Source organism: Sphingomonas sp. BAUL-RG-20F-R05-02 (genome assembly GCF_022662305.1).
GTDB lineage: Bacteria > Pseudomonadota > Alphaproteobacteria > Sphingomonadales > Sphingomonadaceae > Sphingomonas.
In genome coordinates, this window is sequence record NZ_JAKNQH010000007.1 from 41552 (window position 1) to 59111 (window position 17560).

Consider the following 17560-nt stretch of genomic DNA (forward strand, 5'->3'; position numbering starts at 1 on the left):
GGCGTTGCATGAACCTCAGATAAACGCGGAAATCCGTTGCTTTTGCGCCACACGGGGTTGAAAGCGCACCCATGGCTTCCAAGGCAGCGCCGTTCATGATTTTGGCAGGCGTGGGCCTTTGGCTGTGCGCCGCGCCGGCTGGCGCGCATGACGCGATCGGCGTGTACAAAAATTGGGGTGCGTTCAGCGATCCGTCGCCGTTGCACTGCTTCGCGATCGCGCAACCGGTGCAAAGCGGCGGCAGTTCGCGCTGGCGCCCGTTCGCCAGCGTTGCGAGCTGGCCGAGCCAGAGCGTGCGCAACCAGCTTCACATCCGGCTCAGCCGCACCCGCGACCCCCGCGCCCGCGTCACGCTGTCGGTCGGCGAGCGTCGCTTCGAACTCGTCGCAGGGCGTGCCGACGCGTGGGCGCCGGATGCGCGCACCGATGCCGCGATCGTCGCGGCGATGCGTTCGGGCCGCAGCATGAGCGTCGAGACACTGGCGAACAGCGGCGGCCCGTTCGCGGATGTCTATGCGCTTGGCGGCGCGGCGACCGCGATCGATGCCGCGGCGCTGGCGTGCGTGCGGGCCCACAGCTGAGCCGCGAGTAGAAAATCCTGCGAAACGCTGCTATATCGCAGTCTATGCAGACAGCTTCCGCCGCACTGATGCCCATCCCCGGGCACATCGATCCCGTGCCCGTGCCCCGCGCCGCCGTGCCCCGCCCGGACGGCCGGATCGACCTGCTCGGCCTGTCCAAGCTCGACTTGCGCATGGCGCTGGAGACGGCGCAGCTGGAACCCAAGCAGGCGAAGCTGCGCGCGAAACAGCTTTGGCACTGGATCTACAATCGCGGCGTGACCGACTTCGCGCTGATGACCGATATCTCCAAGACGATGCAGCCGTGGCTCGCCAATCGCTTCGCGATCAGCCGGCCGGAAGTGGTCGAAGCGCAGGTGTCGACCGACGGCACGCGCAAATGGCTGTTGCGCGCGCCCGATGGCGAGGATTACGAGGCGGTGTTCATCCCCGACGCGGATCGGGGCACGCTGTGCGTGTCGAGCCAGGTCGGCTGCACGCTCAACTGTCGGTTCTGCCATACCGGCACGATGCGGCTGGTGCGCAATCTCACCGCCGCCGAGATCGTCGGGCAGGTGATGCTGGCGCGCGACGCGCTCGGCGAATGGCCGTCGACGCCCGAGGGGCGGATGCTCACCAACATCGTGATGATGGGCATGGGCGAACCGCTCTACAATTTCGATGCGGTCAAGGATGCGCTCGGCATCGTCATGGACGGCGACGGGCTTGCGCTGTCGAAGCGGCGGATCACGCTGTCGACCTCGGGCGTGGTGCCGATGATGGCGCGTGCGGGCGCGGAGATCGGCGTCAATCTTGCGGTGTCGCTGCACGGCGTCACCAAGGAGATCCGCGACGAGATCGTGCCGCTCAACCGCAAATACGGCATCGAGGAACTGTTGCAGGCGTGCGCGGACTATCCCGGTGCGAACAACGCGCGGCGCATCACCTTCGAATATGTGATGCTGAAGGACAAGAACGACAGCGATGCCGATGCGCATGAGCTGGTTCGATTGCTCAAGCATTATCAGTTGCCCGCCAAGGTCAATCTGATCCCGTTCAATCCATGGCCGGGCGCGGCGTATGAGACCTCGACGCCGGAGCGGGTCAAGCGGTTCTCGGAAATCGTTTTCCACGCGGGCATCTCCGCGCCGGTGCGCACCCCGCGCGGGCGCGATATCGACGCGGCGTGCGGCCAGTTGAAAACGGCGAGCGAGAAAAAGAGCCGCGCCGAACTCGACCGGCTGGCCGAGGAGAAGCAGGCGGCGCTGGGGTAGGCGCGCCAGCAAGCGTCAGCAAAGCTGACGCGAGCAGAAGGCGCGCCCGGCCGGCGGCGCTACAGCGCCGTCCGACGACACGGGCTTTGCCCGTGGCGAGCACCCGCTCCTTACGGCACACTCCCCAGCGCAGGCCGGGGTCCAGTCACGCAGGTCTTTGTAACGATGCCCACCGCGTTCCCCTCTACGGTCCGTAAGCGGACCCCGGCCTGCGCCGGGGAAGCGAGAGGCCGTTCGTGAACGTCGGTAGCATAGCCCTTGCCGCCGTTGCAGGCGTGTTCGGCGGCGCGATGAACGCGCTTGCCGGCGGTGGTACGTTCGCCACCCTGCCTGCGCTGATCGCGCTCGGTCTGCCTGCCAACGCCGCCAACGCCACCTCCAACGTTTCCCTGCTGCCGGGCGCGGCGGTGAGCGCGTGGGGGTTTCGCGACGAACTCGGGCCGCTCGGCGGGGTCGATGTGCGAGTGCTGGCGGCGATCACTTTCGTCGGCGGGCTGGCGGGCAGCCTGCTGCTCGTGTCCACGCCGACGCATCTGTTCGATCTGCTCATTCCCTGGCTGCTGCTCACCGCCGCACTGGTGATCGCGTTCGGGCCGCGTGCTGCCGCCGCGCTGCACAGCGTCGTCACGATCGGGCCACGCGCGCTGGTGGTCGGGCAGGCGCTGCTCGGCATCTATGGCGGCTATTTCGGGGGCGGCGTCGGCATGATGCTGACCGCGACCTACGGCTTGCTCGCCAACATCACCCCGCGCGCCTTGTTCGCGCCGCGTACGCTGATGCTCACCGTCGCCAACGCGGCGGCGGCGATCGTGTTCGTCTCGACCGGTCTGGTGCGCTGGGACGCGGGCGTGCCGATGCTGATCGGCGCGATCGTCGGCGGGTGGCTGGGCGCGAGACTCGGCAAGCGGCTGTCGCCGGGCGTGGTGCGTGGTGGCACGCTGGCGGTGACGTGCGTGGTGACGATCGTGTTCTTCGTGCGCGCTTACGGCTGATCGGGACGGCGCATTCGGAACAGGTTCTCGTCGCCCACCTCGAAATAATCCGCCGGGCCACCGCCGCGCAGGATCGGACGGGCGCGGCCGGTCTGGTACACGCCGTCCTCCAGCATATCGGGTGCGATATGCACGCCGATCACCTCGCCGAACACGACCCAGGTGTCGACGGTCTGGCCTTCCTTGGTCTCCAGCCGCAGCGTCTGCGTTGCGCGGCATTCCAGCTGAACCGGGCTTGCCGCGACCCGGTCGGGCTTCACCAACCGCGAGGGCAACGCTTCGATGCCGGCGAGGTCGAACTCGTCCACCTCCGGGCCGACCATCGCCGCGCTGGTGTTCATCACCTCGGCGAGCGCGCGGGTGGCGAGGTTCCAGACGAACTCGCCCGTCTCGGCGATGTTGGCGACATTGTCCTTCCACCCGACCGACGCGAAGCCGATGATCGGCGGTTTGTAATTGAACAGGTTGAAGAAGCTGTACGGCGCGAGGTTGCGCACCCCGGCCGCGCTGCGCGTGCTGATCCACCCGATCGGGCGCGGGCCGACGATCGCGTTCATCGGATCGTGGGCGAGACGATGGCCGGTGGCCGGCTCGTAAAAATGATGATCGGTGGTCAAGACACAGTTTCCCTTGCAGCGCGCGTGGCTCTACAGGATTTGCGACGGTCGCGTAACCATCCGCGCCGGTTTGGCGTATACGGACCATGACCATGACAGACACCGATCCCCCGCCCGCCAGCACGCCGCGCACGATCTATCGACACCGGATCGCCACGCGGGTCTGGCATTGGGTGAACGCGGTGACGCTGTTCATCATGATCGGCAGCGGCCTCAGCATCCTCAACGCGCATCCGCATCTGTATTGGGGTGCGTACGGCGCGAACTTCGACCATCCCTGGCTGAACACGATTCACTGGCCGAGCTACGTGACGATCCCGGCGCACTATAACCTTGCGATCGCGCGACGCTGGCACCTGCTGTTCGCGTATGTGCTGTCGTTCGGGCTGCTCGGCTATATGGTCATAAGCCTCCTCAACCGGCATTTCCTGCGCAAGCTGCGGGTGCGGGCGCGCGATTTGTCGGCGACGAACCTGTGGCATGACGTGCGCGAACATCTCGCCATGCGCTTCCACGATCCGGCCGATCCGCAGGCCTATAACATCTTCCAGAAACTGTCGTATGTGGGCGTGATCTTCGTGCTGATCCCGACGATGATCCTGACGGGACTCGCCATGTCGCCGTTCATGGACGCGGCATGGCCGTGGTTGCTCGATCTGTTCGGCGGGCGGCAGTCGGCGCGTTCGGTCCACTTCATCGCCGCCGCCGCGCTGACCGGGTTCATCGTGATCCATCTGACGCTGGTGATTTTGGCAGGGCCGATCAACGAGGTACGGTCCATGATTACCGGGCGCTGGCGCGTGCCGGAGGAGGAGGCATGACGCTGCTTACCCGCCGCACACTGATTGCCGGCAGCGCCGCCGGTGCCGGGTTGCTGCTGTCCGGTTGCGACAAGGTGGCGCAGGTGCCGGCGTTCCGGAAGATTCTGTTCTCGGGCGAGATCATGAATCGCGGCCTGCAACGCGCGCTGTCGAACCGCGCCGCGCTCGCGCCCGAGTTCACGACGGCGGAGATGTCACCCCGTTTTCGCGTCAACGGCACGCACAATCCCGGCACGCCCGACTACACCGCGATGGTCGCGGAGAACTTCGCGCACTGGCGGCTGAAGGTCGGCGGGCTGGTGGCGCGGCCGCTCAACCTGTCGCTCGCGCAGGTACGCAGCCTGCCTACGCGCACGCAGATCACCCGCCACGATTGCGTCGAGGGGTGGAGCGCGATCGGCAAATGGCACGGGCCGCAGCTCGGCACCTTGTTGAAGGCGGCGGGTCTTCGCGACACCGCGCGCTATGTCGTGTTCACCTGCGCGGACCTCTATAACAGTCAGCCCTATTACGAGTCGATCGATCTGCTCGACGCGTTTCACCCGCAGACCATCCTTGCCTGGGCGCTCAACGACCGGGTGCTCGATGTCGGCCACGGCGCGCCGCTGCGGCTTCGCGTGGAACGGCAGCTTGGCTACAAACATGCCAAGTATCTGATGCAGATCAACGCCGTAGCATCACTGGACGGAATCGGACGTGGCAAGGGCGGCTATTGGGAGGACAATGTCGATTACGATTGGTATGCGGGCATCTAATTGTTAACGGCTCGCGCATGGCTCTGATCGACATGTTCCTCGCCGCGCGGGTCCAGCGCGGGCAGCTCACCGTCCACCACGCCGACGGCACGACCAAGACGTTCGGCACGCCGACGCCCGGCTTCCCGCAGGTGACGATCCGCTTCACCGACAAAGGCGCGGCGGCCGCGATCGTGCGCGATCCCGCACTCGGCGCGGGTGAGGCGTACATGCACGGGCGGCTGGTCGTCGAACACGGCGATGTACGCGAGCTGATCAATCTGCTCAGCTCGAACGACCCTTGGGAGACGGGCGCGAACCGGCTCGCCGCCGTGCCGATGCGCCGCGCGGTGGAGGCGGTGACGCACCGTATCGGCCGCATCAACATGGCGAAGCGGTCGAAGCGCAACGTCGCGCACCATTACGATCTGTCCGATCGGCTGTACGATCTCTTCCTCGACGCCGACCGGCAATATAGCTGCGCGTACTTCACCGATCCCGCCAACGGCCTCGAACAGGCGCAGGACGACAAGAAGGCGCATATCGCCGCCAAGCTGGCGCTCAAACCCGGCATGACCGTGCTTGATATCGGCTGCGGCTGGGGCGGCATGGCGCTGTACCTGCATGCCAAGACCGGTGCGCAGGTGCTTGGCGTAACGCTGTCGGAAGAGCAGCTAAAGGTTGCGCGCCGTCGCTCGGAGGAAGCAGGCGTCGCCGACAAGGTTCGCTTCGAACTGATCGACTATCGCCATGTGACGGGTACATTCGACCGGATCGTGTCGGTCGGCATGTTCGAGCATGTCGGACCGGCGCATTACCGCACCTTCTTTCGCAAGTGTCGCGACCTGCTCACCGACGACGGCGTCATGCTGCTCCACACGATCGGCCGCGCCGGTAAGCCGGGCGTAACCGACAAGTGGACGACCAAATACATCTTTCCGGGCGGCTATAACCCGGCGCTGTCCGAAATCGCAGCGTCCTACGAAGGGCTGCGGATGATGATGACCGACGTGGAGGTGTTGCGGCTGCATTACGCCTATACGCTCGACGCCTGGTACGAACGCACGGTGGCGGCGCGCGAGGCGATCGTCAGCCTGTATGACGAGCCGTTCTACCGGATGTGGCAGTTTTATCTCGCGGCCGCGGCATCGGCTTTCCGCTTCGGCGGCTTGGTCAACTACCAGCTTCAGTTCTCGCGCAACCGCCACGCGCTGCCGATGACGCGCGATTATATGGTCGAAGGTGAGCGGGCGTTGCGAGGATGATCCGCGCCGCCTGAGACCCCTTTGGGCGTACCATAGCCCGGCTCTGGTACGCCCGTTGGATCAGGCTGGAATCTGCTGGCTGATGCAGTGGAAGCTGCCGCCGCCGGTCAGGATCGCGTCGGCGCGCAGGCCGGTCACCGCGCGGGTCGGGAACAGCGCCTGGATCGCCGCGACGGCCGCATCGTCGTTAGGTGCGCCGTAAAGCGGCACCACCACGGCGGCATTGCCGATGTAGAAGTTCATGTAGCTCGCCGGAATCACCTCGTCGTCGCGCAGCACGCGGCCCGGCGAGGGAATGCGCGTCACGTCGAGGCCGGCCGCGTCCGCCGCGTCCGCCGCTTGTGCGTAGACCAGCCAGTTGGGGTCGTTCTCGGTCGCCTGTGGGATCGCCACCACGCCGGGCGCGACGAAACGGGCGAGATTGTCGACATGGCCATCGGTATGGTCGTTGAGCAGCCCGTCGCCAAGCCAGACGATCTCTCCGAAGCCGAGATCCGCCTTCAGACGCGCCGCGATCTCGTCCTGCGACAGATCGGGGTTGCGGTTGTGGTTGAGCAGGCACTGCCGGGTGGTGACGACACGACCGGTGCCGTCGCCGTCGATCGCGCCGCCTTCCAGCACCCAGTCGCAGCGCTCCACCGCGACGCCGATCATGTCGGCAAGGCGCAGGCCGATATCGTCGTCGCCAGGCAGATCGTATTTGCCGCCCCAGCCGTTGAAGCGGAATGCGCGCGCCGCGCCGTCGCCGGTCAGGATCGGCCCGGTATCACGTAGCCAGATGTCACCGAACGGCTGCACCACCACCTCGGCCACGTCCCCCGCCACGCGCACCGCAGCGCGCGCCGCCTCGTCATCGGCGGCGACCAGGATGACCTGCTCGCCCTCGCCCTCGGCATGAACCGCGCGTGCGAACGCGGCGACTTCCTCCCGTGCCGGTTCGAGATCGTCTTCCCACAATTCGGGGTGGCTCGGGAAACCGATCCAGACCGCCTTGTGCGGCGCCCATTCAGGTGGAGGGACGATGTTCGGCATAACTCAGGTCCTAGTCTGCGGCGGCGCGGCTCTTATCGCGAATCGCGCGGAATTCGGCGGTCTTGTACCAATTCGGCCATTGATCGCCATCGGCGAGTTCGCGGCCCAGTCGGTAATAGAGCGTGAGATCCTCGACCGCCCCCGACCAATCCCACTTGGGATCATATTCGTCCTGCGGCTTGTGATAGCGGTTGGCGATATAGTCGAGCGTCGCGGCATGGCCTGCCGCCTCGCCACCGACCAGCAGATCCTCGCCGGCACCGCCATCGAACATCGGCACGCCCAGTTTGGCGAAGCTGAAATGATCCGAGCGGAAGTAGCTGCCGCGCTCCGGGTTGGGTTCGGGTTTCACCACCCTGCCCTCCGCCTCGACCAGCGTCTTCATCAGGTCCTCAAGCTCGGACTTGCCCGCGCCGGTGATCTCGAAATCATGGGTGCGGCCCTTTACGTTGAGCACGTCCATGTTGACCCCGCCGACCGTTTCGCTGAGCGGATAGACCGGATGCTCGGCATAATAGCGCGAGCCGAGCAGCCCGGCTTCTTCCGCCGTCACCGACAGGAACACGATCGAGCGGCGCGCCGGACCCGCCTTCACCTGCGCCTGGGCAAGCGCGACGAGGCCGGCCACCCCGCTGGCATTGTCGAGCGCGCCGTTACAGATGCCGTCACCCTTGACCGGGTCGCAGTGGCCGAGGTGATCCCAATGCGCGGAGTACAGCACGTATTCGCCCGGCGCGGTCTTGCCGGGCAGGATGCCGATGACGTTCTTCGAGGCCTGCCGGCGGATCGTATTGTCGAACGACACCGACGCCTTCACCCCGAGCGGCACCGCGCGAAAGCCCTTGTGCTTGGCGGCTTCTGACAAGGCGGCGAAATCCTTGCCGGCACTGGCGAACAGCGCCTTGGCCTTGTCGAGCTGCATCCAGCCGACCGCCGCGCTCTCGGTCATGTGGTCGCCCGCCTCGTCAAGTTCGAGCTGCGGGCCAGTGTTGCTCGACTGGACGACGCCCCAGCCGTACGCCGCCGGCTCGGTGTCGTGGACGATGATCGCGGCGGCGGCGCCCTGTCGCGCGGCCTCCTCGTATTTGTAGGTCCAGCGGCCGTAATAGGTCATCGCCTTGCCCTCGAACAAACCGGTGCGCGCCGCCGATTGCCAGTCGGGATCGTTGACGAGGATGACGACGGTCTTGCCGTGCACGTCGAGCCCGGCATAGTCGTTCCAGCCGCGTTCGGGCGCGTTGATGCCGTAGCCGACGAACACGACATCGCTGTCCTTGATCGCGATATGCGGCACGACCCGGTAGCTTTTCAGCACCACGTCGCTGCGGAACGCGAGCGCGAGCGGCGCACTGCCGCCGGTGATGGTGAGCGGCGAGACGTTGGTGGCGGTGATCTCGACCAGCGGCACCTTCTGGAACCAGCCACCGTCGACGCCCGGCTTCAGCCCCGCCGCCTTAAACTGCGCGACGATGTAGGCAGTGGTTTTGTCCTCGGCCGGGGTGGTTGGCTTCCGGCCTTCGTATGCGTCTGACGACAGCGTCTGGGTGACGGACCTGAGCGTGTCGACCGAGATGGCAGGCGCCTGCGCGAGCGCAGGCGTGGCAAGCAGCGACAGGCCGAGCAGAGAAGCGCGCATCAACATTCCCCCGAAGTGTTATCCGGCGGTTCTGGCAGTGCGCTCGCAAGCGCGCAACCGGTGGCGATCAGAACAGCTTGATCTCGGCGAGGCGGACCTGCGCGCCGGGCGCCTTGCGGATGACGAGGCGGACCGCGGTCGTTCGGATCGGCTGGAAAGTGACCGCATCGGTCGCGTTGGCGCGCGGTGCGCCGCCCTGCGTCGGAAGCGGTCGCCACTGGCCGTCCACCTGGTATTCGAGGGCGTAGCTGTCGGGCGCGGCGAACGCACCACCAGCGAAGAACGACAGTTCCGCGCGGGTGAGCGTGACGGGCTTGCCGAAATCGACCGCGAACCATTCGTCGCGGGTCGTGCCGGTCGACTCCCAGCCATTGGGCAGTTCGGGCATGAACCACACGCGCCCGTCGATGCCCTGATGCAGCCGTTCGGGGTCGGTGCCGCTCGATGCGCTCGGTTTGGGATAGTCGCTACGGACGAGGCTGATCGATTGCGCGCTTGGCCGCACGATTACGGGGTTCGGCGCGGCGGGAACCGGCACCACCAGCTTGCCGAGCTCCCCGCGCGACGCGACCAGTGCCCCGTCGAGATAGACGCTCAAACCCGCGCGCCCACGATAATGCCGCCCGTCGGCATCGTAGAACACCGAGAGCAGCCGCCCGTGATACGGCACGTCCTGCACCGCGAACCAGCGCAGCCGATCCCTGCTGCGGTCGTTCACCGGCAGCAGCGGGTCGATCACCACGCTGTCGTCCGCCTGCGGCTCTATGCCAGCGAGGCCGGAGATCACCAGATCGTCGAAGCCGCTGTGGAAATAATGGTGGCTGCGCGGCAGGCCGACGATCGGCTTGCCGGTGGCGGGATCGTAATCCTCCTCCAGATCGAGCTTCCCGCCTTGGTAATGCATGCCAGCATATTGCCGCAGCAGCCGCAGGTAATTGCCGCGCCCGATTGCGCCGTCTCGCCCTGCGTGGAGGCGATTGGCAAGGCCGGTCAGCACCTGTGTCGTCTGGAACGGCCAGACGGGTCCGTTCCACTGGCATTCGCGCAATCCGGTCGCCGCGTCATAGCGGTACTGACGCATGTAATATTGGTAGCTCGGCTCGGTGGTGCGCAGGCCCGTCGGGCCACCGAGCTGATCGGCGGCAAGGATGTGTTTCCACGCGCCGTCATACTTCGGTTCCGCACCGATCAGGCCGAACGTCCACGGCAGATACCCGACCAGTTCGCGCGCGCGGATCTGGTCCCAGTAATGCACATATTGGTTGTCGACCTTGTACCGGTCGATGAAATGATCGTTCTGGTCGCTCCACAGCGCGTCGAGCACACGACCACGCGCTCGTTCCGCACGGGCGGCGTAATCGGTCGCGGTCGCGCGGTCCCCGGCGAGCGCGGCGAAGCGGCTGATCGCCAGTGCGTTGGCATATTGATAGCTGTTGATCGACGGGCGGAACGCATCGCCGCCGCGGAAACCGTCCTTGCCGCCCGAAGCGTCAATCGAGGAGACGGTGTATTCGGTCGCGTCGAGCAGCGGCTCGATCCAGTACAGCCCCTTGGTGAAATCGAACCGGTCGTCCCACAGCCCGTAGACGTGGCGCATCGCCGGCAGCAGCGCGAGCGCGGCCTGGCTGTCGTGATCGACCAGATACCGACCCCATGCGGCATCGGCGATCGCCTCGCTGAAATGGCGGTCGTTGCCGCCGTCGAGATAGAGGAAGCGCAGGTAATCGTCGGCGAAGCGGCGGTCGCGCAGCCAGCGCCCCTCGGCGATGTGGAAGGCGGTGGCATCGTTGAGGCTGGCATAGGGCTCACGCTGCCAACCGACATCGTTGAGGAATTCGGTGGAAATATAGCCTTTCGCACCGAGATCGCGCTGGTGTGCGCGGAACACCTGCCAGCGGTAGTAATACACCGCGTTCAGCGTCTCGTCGGAACTGTCGAACAGCGGGATGCGATCGCGATACCAGTCGGCATCGTTGCCGTAGCGGTGCTGGAGGATGGTGTCGCGCGCCAGACGCGGAGTCGGCGTCGAAGCCGCCGCCAGCAACAGCGGGGCTGCGCACAGCATCGCCGTGCGCACCGTCCGCAGCGACGATCCGGCACGACCGATCGCCCGGATGAGCGAGTTACGTCGGCCGGATCGCCCGAGCATCACCGGAACCCGTATCGCACGCCGAGCGCGAAGGTCCGCGCCAACAGGGTGGTAGCGAGATTGTCCGTCACCGGACCACCGGCATCCCCGAACTTGTAGTAGGTCTGCTGCGTCGAGTTGGTCAGGTTGGTCGCGTCGAACGTGACGCCGAGCCGCTTGGTGAGCGCATAGGTAAGCTGCACGTCGAGGCTCTTTTCAGGCGTGCGCCACACGCCGATCGGGTTGGCGAACAGCCGCGCCTCGTTGTTGGCGAGGAACTCCTTGCGCCATACGTACGACACGCGCGCACCAACGGGCCCGCGATCATATGCGAGCGTCGCGTTGTACGACAGTTTTGACACGCCGAAGAACGGCGACTGGAACTGCCCGATCAGCGTGCCCTTGGCATCAAACTGCGGGATGTTCTGGCTCGAATCGAGCACGGTCAGGCTGCCAACGAAGCCGAGGCCATCGAGCGGACCCGGCAGGTAATGCGGGAAGTAGGTGACGCCGACCTCGACCCCCTTCAACACGCCGTTGGACGCATTGAGCGGCCGCGTGATCGCGAACGTGTTGGTGGCGCCCGCGACGATGCCGTTGTTGGGGATATTCTCGATCTGCGTGACCGGCACCACCAGCCCGTCGATCTCGCGACGGAAGCCGGTGACGGTGATCGCGCTGTCGCGGTCGAAATACCATTCCAGCGCGACGTCGTAGTTCCTCGACTGCGTCGGCCGCAGGTTGGCGGTACCGGCGGAGCCAGACCCGTAGCCGACGTTGGTGAGATCGCCGGTCAGCGTGTAGTTGGGGTTGAGATCGGTGTAGTTCGGACGACGCAGCGTCTCGCCGAAATTGGCGCGCAGCCGCAGCTTGTTGGTGATTTCGTAGCGCAGCGTCGCGCTCGGCAGGAACTTGCTGGTGGCGACCGAGGCGTCGGTCTCCGCAAAATTGTCGAGCCGGTTGAAGAACTGCGAATTGGTGTCGACCGTCACGAAGCGGACGCCCGCCTCGATCTGGAGCGGCCGGCCGAAGATCGACAGCTCGCCGTCCGCCATCGCATAGGCGGCCATCGTCACTTCGTCGGTCTGGAACACGCGACCGAGCGTCAACTGGTCCGATGTCTTGAGCTTGTAGAGCGAGCGCACCTTGTCGGCATTGGCATTCAGCCAATAGCCGTTGGCGAGCACCCAACTGCTCGGCACGTCGGCGCGGCCGTCGAAGAAGCCCGAGTTGGTGAAGGTCGCGCCGTCACCCAGCGACGACAGCGGCACGCCGAGGTTGGCGGCGTCCTGCGTGCGGGTAGACACGTCCGCCTTGCGATCGTCGATACGCCAACCACCCTTGATGCGGCGCAGGAAGCCGCTGTCCCAGGTGTATTCGCCGTCCAGCGTAGCGGTGATCGCGCTGCCGTGATCACGCTCGGCATTGTCGTACAGCTGCGCGACGTTCCAGATCGCCGGATTGGTCAGCAGCGAGTCGTCGCGGAAATGGTAGGACGGAATGCCGCCGCCATTGTTGAAATCGACGTTGATCTGGTCGGCGGTGCGCTCGGTCCGCATTGCGATGAAGGAGGTGTTGTAGGTGCTGGTCTGATACGCGATGTCGGCGACGATCTTGCCGCGACCGCCGGCCACGTCCCACTTGCCGTTCAAGGCATAGACGAAGCTGTCGGTCTTGTTCTGGGTGTAATCGCCGCTGTTGAAGCCGTAGACGTTGTTGGCGACGCGCGACTTCACGATGTTGGTGCCATCGTACAGCGTCGGCGCCTGCGGGTTGTCCCAGAAATCGACGAAGCTGAACTGCAGGCTGTTGAAGGTATTGCCGCGAAAGCCCGAGTAGAACGCCTCGGCCGTGTAGACCGAGCTGCTGTTCGGCGCCCACTGGAACGCGATGTTGGCGGACGGCCGCTCGCGCCGGCCGTACAGGTCGGAGCTGAACACCGCGTCGCGCGACAGGACGTAGGGCGTGGACACGCCGTTCACCAGCATCGAGGAGCCGGGCGCCGTTGCCAGCCCCGCATCGGTGCCGACCTGCCATGCGCCCAGCCCCGGCGCGGTGATGAACGCGCCAGTGGTCGGGTCGGTCGCCGCCGGGAAGATGCGCTGGAACGGCACGAGACCGGTGCCCGCCGCCGGGTTGAGCGTCGCGAACGGCACCAGCGCGCCCGCCGTTGCCGTCATGTCGCGGTAGTTGGTCTTGCTGTAGCTGCCATTCACCAGCACGCCGATATCGCCGATGCCGGTTGTCCAACGATCGCTGACGAGCAGCGCGGCGTTTGGATTATAGCTGTCGGCCTGTTCGTTGTAGATGCCACGCGCGAGACCTGAAATCGCGAAGCCGTCAAAATCGAACGGGCGGCGCGTCTTCACATCAACCTGGCCGGCAAGACCGGTCTCGATCTGGTCGGCGGCGCGCGTCTTGTAGACGTCGACCGACTTGATGAGGTTGGCCGAGATATCCTGCAACGAGAAGGACTGGCCGGCGGCGGTGAAGATGTTGCGCCCGTTCAACGTGGTCAGCGCGTCCGGCAGACCGCGGATCGAGATGCCCGCCGCCTCGCCGCCGCTGCGGTTGGTCACCTGGACGCCGGTGACACGCTGAAGCGCCTCGATCACGTTGTTGTCGGGCAGCTTGCCGACATCCTCGGCGACGATCGAGTCGACGATCTGCGTCGAATTCTTGCGCACGTTAAGCGCGCCGACGATCGACGCGCGCACGCCCTTCACGACGATCTCGTCTGTCTCGGGATTGCTGGACGGGATCGCCGTGTCCGCAGGCGCGGCGGTATTGTCGCCCGAGGCGGCGGTGGTGCCGCCGTCGCTTGGCGGTGTCGACTGCGTGGTGCTCTGTGCGAACGCCGGTCCGCCCGCGAGGAGCGCCAGCACCGAAACCGTGCCAAGGATCGTGCGATTCGTAGCCATGTCACATCCCCTCTTCAGACCGTTCTATGCGGTCATTAGTCCAACAATTAATCGATAGGCATTTGCCGCTGTCGCGCGGTGTCGTCAAGCATAGCGGCGCGATTTCACGGCAGTGTGACGCAAAAGCTACCATGCGCTCACAACATATCTTGCGAGCGCTTATAATATGTCAACTTAAGTCGGAGTAATTAGTTGTCGGTTGCAACCTTTAATAAGGCTGCGCCGTGGGCGGGTACCTCGGTTGCCACCGCCCCGCGCATCCGGCCAAGCGGTGCGCGCGCCCAGAGATCGCGGACAGTCGCAGAACCCGCGATGCCAAGCCTGTCGAGCGGCAAGGCAACGCGGCGCTCCGCCTTCGAGGTGTTGAACAGCGCGACGTAATATCCCCCGCCCGGTGCCGCCGCGCTCCAGATCCGCGTGCCGTCCTCCAGGTAATGCGGGCGGTTGTCGCTGCTCGCCTGGTTGACCGCGATCACCTCCGGGTTGGTGAGCAATGCGAGCGTCCCCCTGTCGAGGTGGCGCAGGTCGCCACCCATGATGAGCGGGGAACGCGCGATCGACCACAAGGTCATCAGCGTACGCTGCTCGTCGGGCGTGAAGCGCGTATCGCGCGCGCCAAGCGCGAGCCTGCCGAGCGGCAGCATGTCGCCATCCGGCCAGTGTCCGTTGCCGGCATACAGACTCCAGTTCTCCAGCCGGGTGAACTGAGCCTCCAGTTGCGGCCACTCGTCCCAGAAATCGTCGGCGATGCGCCACATCTCGGCATGGCGGCGGACGTGATCGGCGCGGACCAGCGGGGTTTCGCCGGGCGACAGGCTGAGGATCATCGGCCGCCCGGGCCGTTCGATCGCACGCGCGACCGCCTCGATCTCGGGCGCATGCGCGTCATACGGGCGGCTCATGTCGTCGACCTTGACGAAATCGACGCCCCAGCGGGCATATTGCGCATACACGCTGTCGTAATAGGCCTGCGCACCGGGCTTGCGCATGTCGACACCGTACATGTCGGGGTTCCACGCGCAGATGCTGGTCACGTCGGCGATATCGCGCGCGCGATAGGTCGTGCCGAGCACCGGCAGGTTACGCTCCACCGCAAGGCGCGGGATGCCGCGCATGACGTGGATGCCGAAGCGCAGGCCGAGCGCGTGGACCTTCGCCGCAAGCGCCGCAAACCCCTGCCCGTTCGCCGCGGACGGAAAACGATTGGGCGCGGGCAGCACCCGACCGTTCGCGTCCATCGTCGGCATCGGCTTGGCGCTGTAGGCGTAGCTGCTCGCGTTCGGCTCGTACCATTGGATATCGACGGTGAAGACATCGTAGCCGGCGGGCAGCAGCTTGGCCGCCATGATCCGCGCGGTCTCCAGCGCCTGCGCCTCGGTAATCGTGGTGGCGAAGCTGTTCCAGCTGTTCCATCCCATCGGCGGGCGCGGCGCGAGCGAGGGCCTGGCCCGCTCCACCGCGCCGGCGACCGCCGGCAGCGCCGCCGCCGCGACCCCGGCGGCGAGCAGTTCGCGGCGGCCGATCCCGCTCATGCGCGCAGCGGACCGTTGGCGACGGGCGCGCCAAAGTCGGGCACGCCCTCCGACGTATAGCGGAACGGCTGGACGCGGGTGTGCCGATTGGGATCGAACAGCGGATCGCCCTTGATCTCGGCGTAATCGCGCGCGTGATAGACCAGCATGTCGCGGCCACGTTCGTCGGTGGTGAAGCTGTTATGGCCGGGGCCGAACACCTTGTGCTCGGGCGACGATTTAAACACCGGCACCGGCGATTTCGACCAGTTGCCTGCGTCCATGATGTCGGCATCGTCGCGGCAGGTGAGCATGCCCATGCAGTAGCGCGCATCGGTTGCGCTGGCGGAGTAGGTCATGAACAGCCGGCCATTGCGCGCCAGCACCGCCGGCGCTTCGTTGACCTTGTAGCCGCGCACCTCCCAATCGAGCGTCGGCACCGACAGCCGCACTTGCTTGGCCGCAAGCGTCAGCGGTGTCTTCAGCGGCGCCAGATACAGGTTGCTGTTGGTGTCGATGCCGGGCTCGCGCTGCGCCCAGGCGAGGTAGCGCTGTCCTTTGTGCACGAACGAGGTCGAATCGAGGTTGAAGCTGTCCCAGTCGGTCTGGAGCTGGCCGAGCACCTTCCAGGTGCCGGTCATCGGGTCCGGCCCGTCGCACACCACCGCATAGGTGCGGATGTGGAACACGTCGTCACCCCCGCCGCTCGGACCGGCGGCGTAATACATCGTCCAGCGGCCATCGACGAGATGCAGTTCGGGCGCCCAGAGAAAGCCGGACATCGGCCCGGTCTTCTCATGTCGCCACAGCACGCGTTCCGGCGCGGTGGCAAGGCCAGCGATCGTGCGCGAGCGGCGCAGCACCAGCCGGTCGTATTCCGGCACCGATCCGGTCATGTAGTAATTGCCGTCCGTATAGCGGAAGACCTGCGCGTCGGCGCGGTTCCTGACCAGCGGATTGACGATCACGGGCTTCGGCGCGACGCGCGCCAGCGCTGGCGTAGCGGCAAGTGCAGCGGCGGCGGCAACGAAGCCGCGGCGATTCAGGTCGGTCATGGTTCAATCCTCCGCTTGCGGCCAGCCGTCGGCGCCCCAGCGGATCGAAGCGATCCGGAGCGTCGGGGCACCATTCTTGTCTTTGTCATAGGCGTGATAGACGACGTAATCCTTGCCGTCCGTGTCGTGCAGGAAGCCGGGGTGGCCCGGTCCGCGGAAACGCCCCTTCTCGGGCAGGTCGGCACGCAGGAACACGGTACCGCCGCCGTTCAGCATACTGCTGCCGTCCTTGCCGAGATACGGACCGGTGATCTCTTTCGACCGGCTGACCACGGTATAGTAGGTACTGTTCACGCCCTTGCAGCAATAGTCGTAGCTCGCGAACAGCCAGTAGGCGCCGCCATGCCGGATGATGAACGGCGCTTCCACCGGGGCCGGCGCGCCGGCGGGCGCAGGCCGGTGCGCGATCGCGATCGGCTGGGCGGCGGGGTGGAGCGGCTTGCCGGTCGCGGGATCGAGTTCAACCAGCTTCAACCCACTCCAGAAGCTGCCGAAGCTCAGCCATTGCCGTCCGGTGGCGTCGACGACCAAGTTGGGATCGATCGCGTTGTAGTCGTTGGTGGCCATCGACATCAGCACCAGCCCCTCGTCGCGCCAGCCGTAACCGGGGGCGGCGGGATCGAGCGTCGGGCTGGTCGCCAGCCCGATCGCCGAGCGGTTCGAGCCGAATGTCGATACCGCATAATACAGCCGCCAGCGCCCGTTCACGAACGCTATGTCGGGCGCCCACATCCCTTTCGCCCCCGGCACCGCCTTTGTCGCCCAATCGGGCAGCGCGGTGAGTGGAGGCGGCGCCTTCGTCCAGTGCACCAGGTCGGGCGAGGTCTTCGCCGACAGACCGGTGCCGAACACATAATAGGTGCCGCGTTCCTTCGCGATCACCGGATCATGCGTCGGCACCAGATCGCCGGTCAGCCGACTGTTGAGCGTGACACCCGAGGGTGCCGGCGACTGCTGGGCACTCGCAAGACCTGCGAGTGCCAGCGCCGCCATGCCGAGAACGGCTCTCCGCAT

At 66.0% G+C, this 17560-nt stretch carries 13 protein-coding genes and 1 pseudogene; 6 read left to right on the forward strand and 8 right to left on the reverse strand.

The annotated features are described in order from the left end of the window. Positions 1-71 precede the first annotated feature (71 nt). The 3 genes from L8F97_RS15100 to L8F97_RS15110 all read left to right on the forward strand — a co-directional run bounded on the left by L8F97_RS15100 (position 72) and on the right by L8F97_RS15110 (position 2826). Positions 72-581, forward strand: coding sequence for a hypothetical protein (locus tag L8F97_RS15100; RefSeq protein ID WP_242151888.1), 510 nt, complete (start codon positions 72-74; stop codon positions 579-581). A 44-nt stretch (positions 582-625) separates the two neighbouring features. After that, entirely contained in the window at positions 626-1834 is a 1209-nt protein-coding gene (gene rlmN, locus L8F97_RS15105) for a 23S rRNA (adenine(2503)-C(2))-methyltransferase RlmN (protein ID WP_242151893.1), read from the forward strand. A 236-nt stretch (positions 1835-2070) separates the two neighbouring features. Further along, positions 2071-2826, forward strand: coding sequence for a sulfite exporter TauE/SafE family protein (locus L8F97_RS15110; RefSeq protein ID WP_242151896.1), 756 nt, complete (start codon positions 2071-2073; stop codon positions 2824-2826). On the opposite strand, the gene L8F97_RS15115 is transcribed toward L8F97_RS15110, so the two are convergent. Further along, positions 2817-3443, reverse strand: coding sequence for a flavin reductase family protein (locus L8F97_RS15115; protein WP_409929050.1), 627 nt, complete (start codon positions 3441-3443; stop codon positions 2817-2819). The two genes, L8F97_RS15110 and L8F97_RS15115, sit on opposite strands and share 10 nt — an antisense overlap. Positions 3444-3535: 92 nt before the next feature. Here L8F97_RS15115 and L8F97_RS15120 point away from each other — a divergent pair, with 92 nt between their 5' ends. From L8F97_RS15120 to L8F97_RS15130, 3 genes are read left to right on the forward strand one after another with little or no spacing between them, the layout of a single operon-like run. Beyond that, positions 3536-4264, forward strand: coding sequence for a cytochrome b/b6 domain-containing protein (locus L8F97_RS15120; protein ID WP_242151898.1), 729 nt, complete (start codon positions 3536-3538; stop codon positions 4262-4264). After that, on the forward strand, positions 4261-5019 hold the full coding sequence (locus tag L8F97_RS15125; RefSeq protein WP_242151901.1) for a molybdopterin-dependent oxidoreductase: 759 nt from the start codon (positions 4261-4263) through the stop codon (positions 5017-5019). Before L8F97_RS15120 ends, L8F97_RS15125 begins: the two co-directional genes overlap by 4 nt. A gap of 17 nt (positions 5020-5036) precedes the next feature. Next, positions 5037-6263 (forward strand): SAM-dependent methyltransferase, encoded by a 1227-nt coding sequence (locus tag L8F97_RS15130; RefSeq protein WP_242151904.1) that lies wholly within the window; start codon positions 5037-5039, stop codon positions 6261-6263. Positions 6264-6323: 60 nt separating this feature from the next. On the opposite strand, the gene L8F97_RS15135 is transcribed toward L8F97_RS15130, so the two are convergent. The 7 genes and pseudogenes from L8F97_RS15135 to L8F97_RS15165 all read right to left on the reverse strand — a co-directional run bounded on the left by L8F97_RS15135 (position 6324) and on the right by L8F97_RS15165 (position 17560). Beyond that, a complete protein-coding gene (locus L8F97_RS15135; RefSeq protein ID WP_242151907.1) occupies positions 6324-7295 on the reverse strand; it encodes an agmatine deiminase family protein in 972 nt (323 codons plus the stop codon). A gap of 10 nt (positions 7296-7305) precedes the next feature. Then, the gene (locus L8F97_RS15140; protein ID WP_242151910.1) at positions 7306-8931 is read right to left on the reverse strand and encodes a M28 family metallopeptidase; all 1626 of its coding nucleotides are present in this window, start codon (positions 8929-8931) and stop codon (positions 7306-7308) included. A 67-nt stretch (positions 8932-8998) separates the two neighbouring features. After that, a complete protein-coding gene (locus L8F97_RS15145) occupies positions 8999-11080 on the reverse strand; it encodes an MGH1-like glycoside hydrolase domain-containing protein (protein ID WP_242151913.1) in 2082 nt (693 codons plus the stop codon). Beyond that, entirely contained in the window at positions 11080-13980 is a 2901-nt protein-coding gene (locus L8F97_RS15150; protein WP_242151917.1) for a TonB-dependent receptor, read from the reverse strand. Before L8F97_RS15150 ends, L8F97_RS15145 begins: the two co-directional genes overlap by 1 nt. Positions 13981-14168: 188 nt before the next feature. Then, a complete protein-coding gene (locus tag L8F97_RS15155) occupies positions 14169-15512 on the reverse strand; it encodes a glycoside hydrolase family 27 protein (protein ID WP_242151920.1) in 1344 nt (447 codons plus the stop codon). Positions 15513-15517: 5 nt separating this feature from the next. Next, positions 15518-16546 (reverse strand): annotated as a pseudogene (locus L8F97_RS15160) (family 43 glycosylhydrolase); the annotation flags it as partial. 3 nt (positions 16547-16549) lie between these two features. Then, positions 16550-17560 (reverse strand): arabinan endo-1,5-alpha-L-arabinosidase, encoded by a 1011-nt coding sequence (locus L8F97_RS15165; protein WP_242151922.1) that lies wholly within the window; start codon positions 17558-17560, stop codon positions 16550-16552.

Bases quoted from the DNA above. Each gene is read 5' to 3' on its own strand.
- L8F97_RS15100 (WP_242151888.1), top strand. From the start codon at position 72: ATGGCTTCCAAGGCAGCGCCGTTCATGATTTTGGCAGGCGTGGGCCTT.
- rlmN (WP_242151893.1), top strand. From the start codon at position 626: ATGCAGACAGCTTCCGCCGCACTGATGCCCATCCCCGGGCACATCGAT.
- L8F97_RS15120 (WP_242151898.1), top strand. From the start codon at position 3,536: ATGACAGACACCGATCCCCCGCCCGCCAGCACGCCGCGCACGATCTAT.
- L8F97_RS15125 (WP_242151901.1), top strand. From the start codon at position 4,261: ATGACGCTGCTTACCCGCCGCACACTGATTGCCGGCAGCGCCGCCGGT.
- L8F97_RS15130 (WP_242151904.1), top strand. From the start codon at position 5,037: ATGGCTCTGATCGACATGTTCCTCGCCGCGCGGGTCCAGCGCGGGCAG.
- L8F97_RS15135 (WP_242151907.1), bottom strand. From the start codon at position 7,295: ATGCCGAACATCGTCCCTCCACCTGAATGGGCGCCGCACAAGGCGGTC.
- L8F97_RS15140 (WP_242151910.1), bottom strand. From the start codon at position 8,931: ATGCGCGCTTCTCTGCTCGGCCTGTCGCTGCTTGCCACGCCTGCGCTC.
- L8F97_RS15145 (WP_242151913.1), bottom strand. From the start codon at position 11,080: ATGCTCGGGCGATCCGGCCGACGTAACTCGCTCATCCGGGCGATCGGT.
- L8F97_RS15150 (WP_242151917.1), bottom strand. From the start codon at position 13,980: ATGGCTACGAATCGCACGATCCTTGGCACGGTTTCGGTGCTGGCGCTC.
- L8F97_RS15155 (WP_242151920.1), bottom strand. From the start codon at position 15,512: ATGAGCGGGATCGGCCGCCGCGAACTGCTCGCCGCCGGGGTCGCGGCG.
- L8F97_RS15165 (WP_242151922.1), bottom strand. From the start codon at position 17,560: ATGCGGAGAGCCGTTCTCGGCATGGCGGCGCTGGCACTCGCAGGTCTT.